Annotated in this window: 6 protein-coding genes and 1 tRNA gene; 3 read left to right on the top strand and 4 right to left on the bottom strand. The window is 59.0% G+C overall.

Annotated features, from left to right (window positions below; all coding sequences use genetic code 11):
- Positions 1–114 precede the first annotated feature (114 nt).
- Positions 115–1,875: a long-chain fatty acid--CoA ligase gene (locus VJR29_14600; protein HKY64632.1), complete on the bottom strand. Its 1,761-nt coding sequence runs from the start codon at positions 1,873–1,875 to the stop codon at positions 115–117.
- Positions 1,876–2,053: 178 nt separating this feature from the next.
- On the opposite strand from VJR29_14600, the gene VJR29_14595 reads away from it, so the two are divergent.
- Positions 2,054–3,112: an alpha/beta hydrolase gene (locus VJR29_14595; GenBank protein HKY64631.1), complete on the top strand. Its 1,059-nt coding sequence runs from the start codon at positions 2,054–2,056 to the stop codon at positions 3,110–3,112.
- Between the two features lie 21 nt (positions 3,113–3,133).
- Here the strand turns inward: VJR29_14595 and VJR29_14590 are convergent, their stop codons facing one another.
- On the bottom strand, positions 3,134–4,036 hold the full coding sequence (locus VJR29_14590) for an AraC family transcriptional regulator (GenBank protein ID HKY64630.1): 903 nt from the start codon (positions 4,034–4,036) through the stop codon (positions 3,134–3,136).
- 252 nt (positions 4,037–4,288) lie between these two features.
- Between VJR29_14590 and VJR29_14585 the strand changes: the two genes are divergently transcribed.
- Positions 4,289–4,693 carry an MbcA/ParS/Xre antitoxin family protein gene (locus VJR29_14585; protein ID HKY64629.1) on the top strand — a complete coding sequence of 135 codons (405 nt, stop codon included), beginning with the start codon at positions 4,289–4,291 and terminating at the stop codon, positions 4,691–4,693.
- Complete coding sequence (locus VJR29_14580) at positions 4,684–5,352, top strand: RES family NAD+ phosphorylase (protein ID HKY64628.1); 669 nt, start codon at positions 4,684–4,686, stop codon at positions 5,350–5,352. Before VJR29_14585 ends, VJR29_14580 begins: the two co-directional genes overlap by 10 nt.
- Before the next feature lie 33 nt (positions 5,353–5,385).
- Here the strand turns inward: VJR29_14580 and VJR29_14575 are convergent.
- A tRNA-Gln gene (locus VJR29_14575) sits at positions 5,386–5,456 on the bottom strand.
- A gap of 67 nt (positions 5,457–5,523) precedes the next feature.
- Positions 5,524–8,025, bottom strand: a complete 2,502-nt coding sequence (locus VJR29_14570; GenBank protein ID HKY64627.1) for a hypothetical protein — start codon at positions 8,023–8,025, stop codon at positions 5,524–5,526.
- Positions 8,026–8,314 lie beyond the last annotated feature (289 nt).

The raw sequence follows: 8,314 nt of genomic DNA, 5'->3' as shown, positions 1-8,314 counted from the left end.
ATTAAGGGGGATTTAAAGCGGTCGTTGGAAGAAAATGCCTAGAAATCAAACCCGATTGCTTTGCAGCGGCTTTTAAATCCCCCCTGCCCCCCTTTTTCAAAGGGGGGTAACTAACTAATCGCGGTACATGGCTTGGATCTGTGGCTCGTAGCGGGCTTGGATCTTGCTTCGCTTGAGCTTCAAGGTGGCGGTGATCAGGTCGTTGGCTTGGGAGAATTCTTCCGGCACGATCTCGAAGCGCTTGACTTGCTCGTAGGAGGCCAGGCTGGCCTGAGCCTCGCCCAGCGCCGCTTCCAGCTTTGGCTTCAATTGAGGATGCCGGCAAAGCTCCTCCCAGTCGAGCTTGGCCAGGTCGTCGTCGCCCAACGCGGCCAGGACATTCTCGCGATTGGGCACGATCAAGGCGCTCAAGTAAGCCTTGCCGTGGCCGAAGACCGCGGCTTGCAGGATCAAGGGATGCTTTTCCAGCGCCTGCTCGACCACCGAGGGAATGACGTTCTTGCCGTAAGAGGTGACGATCATCTCTTTGATTCGGCCCTTGATGGTGATGTAGCCCTCCTCGTCGATGCTCGCCTGGTCGCCGGTGTGGAACCAGCCCTCGGCGTCGATCGCTTCGCGGGTGGCCTCCTCGTTGTCATAGCCCAGCATCAGGGAGCTTCCCTTCACGAGCAGCTCGTCGTTCTCGCCCAAGCGGACCTGGACGCAGCCCAGCGGCAAACCGACGGTGCCGACCTTGTTGCCGTCGTGGGGATTGACGCTGACGGTGGGCGAAACCTCGGTCAGGCCATAGCCTTGCAAGACCTGGACGCCGATGGCCTGGAAGAACTCGACGACCGAGGGGTCGATCGGCGCCCCGCCGCAGATGACCCGTTTCAGCTTGCCGCCGAACTTCTTGCGGATCTTGCGGTAGAAGATCAGGTCGCCCAGCCGGTCGGCCGGCAAGCGGAGGAGCGAAAGCGGTCCACCGCGGTGGAGGGCCTGGCTTTGGCCGAGCAAAACCGAGAAGGCTTGGTAGAGCGAAGGCGATTGCTTGCGCAGCTTGTCGCGGATTCCGGTTTCGATTTTTTCGAGCAGCCGGGGAACCGCGTTGATCCGATCGGGCTTGAAGACTTGGATGTCCTCGACCAACTGGGCGATGCCCCGGCCGTAGCAGACGGTGGTGCCGAGAAAGAGCGGGCCGAGCAGGCCGGCATTGCGCTCGAAGGCATGGCTCAGCGGCAGGACCGAGAGGATGCAGCGGTCGCCGTCGGCTTGTACCGGGTCGTTGCCATGATTGACCGAGTCGATGAGGCCCCGATGACTGAGCAGGACTCCCTTCATGTCGCCGGTGGTGCCGGAAGTGAAAATGATCGTGGAAACCTCGTCGCCCTCGATCGGCGCTTCGGCGGCTGAGGGCCGGGCCGGCTGGTCCAGCAATTCGGGGATCGAGGTGAAGCGCCGGCCGGCCTTGGAGGAGGGCGCTTGGCCGGGCTCGAAGAAAACGACGCTGGCCACTTCGGTCGGCAGTCCGGCCAACAAGCTCGGGATTTTCTCGTTCACCCCGCTGCCGAGCAGCAAGGCCTTGGCCCGGGACTGGCGGAGAATTTTTTGGATCTGCTCGACCGTCAGGACGGTGTGCATCGGGACCAGGACCAAGCCCCGTTTGGCCACCGCCAAGTCGACCACCGCCCAAAGCGGCTGGTTCTCGGTCAAGAGGCCGACTCGGTCGCCGCGTTTCAGGCCCAGCAGGGGCAGAGCGGCGGCAAAGTCGTCGACCCGCTCCTTCAGCTCGGCATAGGTCCAGTGGCGGATCTTGCCGTCCTCGAGGAAGCCGATGGCGTTCCGCTCGGCATGGACCTTGGCCGATTCGGCGAAAATTTCGTAGAGGTTAGCCAATTTCCCACTCCTCCGCGAATTTTAGGCCCTGGGGCGGCCGTCTCCAAATGAAATATCGAAGCGGATTTTTGCACTCGGCGGATGAACCTTGCAGCGGCTGGATTTCGGGGCGCCGTCCGGAGGTTTAGTCTTGCGGCCAGGAGGAATCTATATGATCCACAATGCGACAAGAATCTCGATGATAGCGGCAGCCATGGTGTTCGCCGGCACGGCGCTCCATCCTGGATCGGCCGAGGCGGTGGGAAGCCACTGTCAAAAATTAACCGTTCCGGTCAACGTGGCCGGAGTTCCCGATGCCCATATGTATGGCGAGCTCTGCACGCCGATCGGGAGCACGCCCGACACGGTTCAGGTCCTGGTTCACAGCACCTGGTATAACCTGGAGTCTTGGGACCCGCCCCAGAACCAGTATTCCTACGTTCAAGCCGCGGTCGCCAAAGGCTATGCGACCTTCAACCTCGACCGCTTCGGCACCGGCCAAAGCAGCACGCCACCGGCCCATCTGGTGACGATCGACGTCGTCGAAGACACGATCCATCAGCTGATCGTCGGCTTGCGCAACGGCTCGATCGGCGGCCACGCCTATGACAAGGTCGTTTGGGTGGGAGCGTCCTTCGGGTCGGCCTATGGCTGGGTCAACGGCAACAACCATCCCGGCGACGCCGACGCCTACGTCCTGACCGGCATCCTGCACATCACCAAGCCCTCGTTCATCCAGCTGGTTCTGCCTCGTTCGATTTCGGCCTGCGACGATCCCGTGTTGCGGCATCGCAACTTGGACTGCAACTACATCACCAATCGCCTCGGAACCAAAGGCGACATCTATTACCACATGCCGACGGCGGCTCCGGGGATGGTGCCCCACGGGGTGGATGATGCTGTGATGCGGGACGTCGTATCGGCCTTCCTGCTGGCCGAAAGCGTCGCCAAGCTCGGCGGCATTCCCGACTTTCAGAATCCGGTGTTCGTCCCGATGCCGGTGGAGACCGACTATGCGCGGGGCATCCAAGTTCCGACCCTCATCGTGATCGGCGATCAAGACAAGATCTTCTGCGGAGCGCCCGACGGCATCGAATGCACCGAGCAGGGGATTCGCGACTGGGAATCGCCTTACTTCACGATCGTGCCGGACATCATCGTCATCCCCGACACCGGCCATGAGATCGCGCTCCACACGACGGCGCCGGCCGCTTATCAGCAGATGCTCAATTGGATCGATCAGAAGGTGGGTTTGTAGCAGGCCCTAGGGAAGGAGTGTTCACCGACGCTGCAAGGTCTCCGACGGGAGCTCACCGAACCTAGCTCGATAGTCGGAGGCCAAGCGGCCGAGGTGAAAGAATCCCCAACGCAAAGCCACATCGGTCACCGTCGTCTCGGCAGGGTGTGCGGCCAATAATTCGGCCCGCACCCGGTCGAGACGGCGTTGTTTTAACCAGGCCATCGGCGAGATTCCATGGGCTTTCTGAAAACCGTAATAGAGGGTCCTAATGCCGATCGAGGCGCCGGCGGAGATCTCCTGAATGCCGATGTCGCCGTCGAGGTTGGCCTCCATGAATTCCTCGGCCCGCTTGATGTACCAGGGGCTGGGCGGAGTCAAATAAGGATCGCCATGGAGCAGGTCGAGCAGCAGCGAGCCGAGCATCCGCTTGGCATGGCCGGCGGCTTTTTCGCCGACCGGCGAAGTGTCGAGGCGAAAGGCCTCGGCTTGGAGGAAGCGCAGGCAGTGGGCCAGGCTGGCTCCGGCGCCGGTGAGGGCCAGGGTATCCGGCACCTTGGAGGAGCCGGCCACTTCGGAGGGATCCATGGCGATGACCAGAAAGTCGGTGGCGACCGGACAATGCAACTTCAAGGGCTTGCCCGGCGGGATGAGGTGGGCGAGCTCGGTCGAGATGAGGTGGTTAGCGCCCTCGGTCCGCGCCTGGAAGGTTCCGCGAAGCGGGAACTGGATCAAAAAGGCCGGCAATTGTGGAGGAACTTCGATGTCGATCGGCTGATCGTAGCTGATGTTGGTGAAGGACAGCTCGCCGAGGCGGCGGTGATGAAGCTGGGCCTCGTATTTCTTAGCCCGGGGACGGAGGGAGAAGGGGCAGAACAGACCCTCCACGGCCTCACGGATCTCATCCAGGTCGGAAGTGCGAAGATCCACAGCCATTTCGTTCATCAGAGCCCCCCTGCGGGGGAAGATTGTAGCACCGAGTCCGGCTTTGGATGTCCTAAAAGTGCAAAAAAAGAAGGTGATGGTCAGTTCCACCAAGGCCATGATAACTAGTTAAATTTATTAAACAAATGGCAGTGTTTTTGAGGGGCAGAGGGCGATTCCAAAAAAATTTTGAGGGTTTGATTACAAAGATACTATTGCCCAACAATCCATATATAGAATACATTAATAATAATTCCATTTATGGAGAATGTCATGACAGGCCTCGCCATCGAAAAACAGACAATGACCGATGAAAAGATGGCTCAGTCGGGTCTTAAGGCCTTTTTCAAAATTGCCGAAGTTTGGGGCTTGAATCCGCAGCAACAGAAAACAATTCTGGGCATTCAAGCTCCATCAACTTTTTATAAATACAAAAATTTGGATGTTAAAAAATTACCCAAGGATACCCTTGAGAGAATTTCCTATATTCTGGGTATTTTTAAGGCATTGCAGATTTTACTGCCCGATGAGAAATCCTCCGATGCTTGGGTAAAGAAATCAAACACCGCTCCACTTTTTGGCGGCCGCTCAGCCTTAGATCGTATGCTCTCCGGCAATGTGGGTGATCTCTATGAAGTTCGGAAATATCTTGATGCCCAGAGGGGCGGATGGGCCTAAAAATCGATTGGCCGACCTTTCGATTGATCCCCTCCCGCGATCCCCCCATCAATGTTTTCGATAGGGTATCCAACCCCGAAGACTTCGACGCATTGTATGAAATTGAGGCGATGACCAATGATCGCCTGCGTGCGGAACAAAATTCGCTTCACTTGATGCCTAAGGAGGAGTGGGTTTTTGGCAACAATGCCAGTTACATCATGGCCCCTTTTCTCCATCTCAACCCGGAGGGAAGCCGATTTAGCGATGGTTCCTTTGGGATTTATTATTGCGCGAAAAACCTTGAAACCGCTCTCGAGGAGACCAAGTTCCATCGGGCAAATTTTATGAGGCGCACTCAAGAAAAAGCCATGCATCTTGAGATGAGATTAATTAAGGCCCGATTAAAAGGTAAATTTCACGATATTCGGAATAAGAACAAGGTTTCGCCAGATGTTTACGATCAAGAATCGTATGGAGCCGGGCAAAAATTAGGTCTTAAGCTTAAATCAGAAGGCAGCCATGGGTTATTATTTAAAAGCGTACGAGATTTAGTGGCAAAAAGAAATGATTGCGCCGCTGTTTTTAGACCTAAACTTTTATCCGATCCGCAAATTGGGGGCCATTTCATTTACGTTTGGGATGGAGCCCAAATCGCTTCGGTGTATGAAAAAAAATAAAGCCCAGGGCTTGGAGGTCCTGGGCTTTTAAAACTCGGGGACTAGGATTCGAACCTAGATTGATGGAGTCAGAGTCCATAGTCCTACCGTTAGACGATCCCCGAATGTGGCGTTTCTCTTAATGAAGACCGGGGGTTCGGTCAACGGCATTTTGAATGGCCGGCGGGCCGGTTATCGGCGTCGGCCGCCACCGCCTCGGCCGCCACCACCGCGATGGCCGCCGCCTCCACCGCTCCGATGGCCACCGCCACCTCCGCCACGGTAGCTGCCACCGCCGCCACCGCGTTCAAAACTATGGCCGCCTCCGCCACCGCCGCGGGCCATGTAGTTGTTATAATTGTGCGCCCGCTCGTTGCCCCTTTGGCGGTTGGAGTGATCCCGTTCCAGGCCCGAGCGGTTAGCGGTGTGAGCCGGGCCTTGGGTGGGGCGCTCTCGCGGAGTGTCGCGATGGGCCACTTGATCCGGGCGACGATCCTGACCGGCCGGCCGTTCGCGGGCACGGTCTTGAGCTGGGGCCCGATCCCGCTGCTCGCCCGGGCCCTGAGCATCCTTCCAATCCTTGCCCTGGCGCTCCTGCCATTTGCCGTCTTGATCGCGGCGGTAAACGTTTCCGTCCTTGTCGGCGAAGACGTTGTTTTGCCGGTCCTTCGCGACCTTCGAGCGATCGCCGATGTCGCCCCGGCCGCGATCGGCCATTTTATCGCCGCGGCCGGCCATCTTATCTCCGCGGTCGCCCATTCGATCGCCGCGGTCGCCGGCCCTCTCTCGATCCCGCTGGTCGATCCGAGCCCGATCCGAATTGCGGACGCGGTTTTCCTCCCGATTGTAGAGATTATTCTCGCGGCGGCTCCGGTCGATATTGATGTTGTCGGCATTGATGTCGATGTCGCGATAGCCCCCCGGCCCCCAATAACCGCTGCTCCCGCCAGGCCGATACCAAGCGCCGCCATTGGGGCCGCGGTAGGCCCAGCCGCCGGTGTAGGAATTGTAATAAGCCCCGTAGCCGTAGGTGCAGGGCCGCGGATAGTAATAGCTGCCGTACCAGGGGCGGTAGTAGTAGCCGGTTCCCCAAGTCAGGGCCGCGCCCAGCGCCGTCCCGAGCACGAAAGAGCCGATATAGCCGGCGGTGTAAGCGGCGGTCACTTCATCGTCGTCATCGTCGTCGTCCGGGTAAACATAGACGTACTTGGTGTTGTAGTTCGGATTGTCCGGCGGCAGGTCGTCGATCTCTTTGGGCCGAAGGTCCGAAACCTGATAAGGCCCTTCCGGCTTATCGGCGACGTACCAGACCCCCTGATCCACCGCGTAGTATTTGTCCCCGATCTTGGTGATCTGATTGGGCGTGTTCACGGCGTATTGCATCGAGGTGCCTTCGACCTGCTTGAAGTCGGGCGCGCCGTCGTAGGTGGGGTTGAATTTCGCGGTCTTCTTGTTGATCACCGTGGTTTGCGGAATTTCAGCGTCCATCGCCGCGTCAGCCGCCTCTTCGGTGCCGGGGATGCTCGCCAAGACGCCTTGCTTGGGGAAATCCTTCGGCAGCTTGCGGAAATCCTCGGGCAATTGGTCGGCTTGGACGAAAGTCCAAGGCCCTTCCAGCATTTTGGGATCGGCGGCGATAGCGGTCGCCGCGGCCGGAGCCGGAGCCGGCGGCGGCGGAGGCTGGATCACCGCCACTAGGCGCGACCAAATTCCACCAGCCGGCGATTTAGTCGCCGCGGTCGCGGGCGCCGCCGCGGCCGGCGCGGTGGCCGGCGCCGAAAACCAGCGGCCCGAAAGCATGACGTAATAGAGGTTCTTGGCCGGATCGAGGAAGATCACGTCGTCGGTGTTGGTCATGTAGCTCAAACCGGTTCCGGCGATCGCTGTCCACTGCGGCGCTCCGCGGCTGTCGAGCACCTCGGCCGGCTCCGAGGCCACGAAGATCTTGTCGGCTTGCCCCGGACCCTTGGTGGCGGTTTGGGCGGCGTCGGCCTTCGCCGTCAATTGGGCCACGGCCTCGGGCGGCTTCTCGATCACGGCCCAAGGGCCTTTCCAGTCGCTGGCCGAATACCAGCTTTCGCCGCGCAGGTACCAAGTCTTGGTGGCCGGATCTTGGAACACCTGGAAGGGCGTGTTCAAAACTTGCTGGATCGTCGAGCCGCCCACCGGCCGCAGGATCGGCTCGCCGTCGAAGTTCACCAAGATCGCGGTTTGGTCCGAATAGAATACCTTGGGCGGCTTATTGTTGAGATCCTGCGCGAGCTGAGCCGCCTTCTCGGCCGATTCCAAGGTGGTCAAGAGGCGGTCGAGCGAGCCCTTCAGCTTCCAACCGGTCATCTCGCGACTGACGACGTCGATGAACTTATTCTCTTGCTCCGGCGTCGCGTCCGGAAATTTGACCTTGGTCACTTTCACTTCCTGGACTTCGACCATCCGGGTGTCGCGGTCGGTGGCGACCTTGGCGTCGAACCAAGCCGCCCCGAAAACCGGCTCTTTCTCGCCGGCCATTGTCACCGAGACCGCCGCCCGGGCGGTTAACCGGTTGCCTTGAAAAGTTTCGGGCTGGGGCTGGTAGATGAGGATCGAGGCGTTGGGCGTGACGATTTCCCTGGGCCACTCGATCGGCGGGACTTCTTGGGCCAAGAGAATCCGGGGAAGAAGCAGGATGCAGAGAGCTCCTAGGCTTCGCTTCATGGCGCACCTCCACCAATATTCGCTCTTTTTTCCGGAACCAAGGGCCATTCTAAGGCTGCGGATGGAAAGGGGTCCAAGGTTTTTTGACCTAAAACCTTTTCGCTTGGCAAAATCCCGGCCGCCTCGCAAAATGGTGCAGCAATTTCAAGCGACAGGGCCGTCTCTGGGCTCCGGGTAAAGAATCAAAATTTTTTTAGCGCCGGCAACCTCGGTGCAGGGGTGATGATAATGATGCGTTTGCAACGATTGGGCCTTTTCCTATCCGCCGCTCTGTTCCTGCTACTGACGA

The organism is bacterium, assembly GCA_035281585.1.
In the GTDB taxonomy this organism is placed as follows: domain Bacteria; phylum UBA10199; class UBA10199; order DSSB01; family DSSB01; genus DATEDP01.
This window is presented reverse-complemented; position numbering and strand designations above follow the sequence as displayed.

Bases quoted from the DNA above. Each gene is read 5' to 3' on its own strand.
- VJR29_14580 (HKY64628.1), top strand. From the start codon at position 4,684: ATGGGCCTAAAAATCGATTGGCCGACCTTTCGATTGATCCCCTCCCGC.
- VJR29_14585 (HKY64629.1), top strand. From the start codon at position 4,289: ATGACAGGCCTCGCCATCGAAAAACAGACAATGACCGATGAAAAGATG.
- VJR29_14595 (HKY64631.1), top strand. From the start codon at position 2,054: ATGATAGCGGCAGCCATGGTGTTCGCCGGCACGGCGCTCCATCCTGGA.
- VJR29_14590 (HKY64630.1), bottom strand. From the start codon at position 4,036: ATGAACGAAATGGCTGTGGATCTTCGCACTTCCGACCTGGATGAGATC.
- VJR29_14570 (HKY64627.1), bottom strand. From the start codon at position 8,025: ATGAAGCGAAGCCTAGGAGCTCTCTGCATCCTGCTTCTTCCCCGGATT.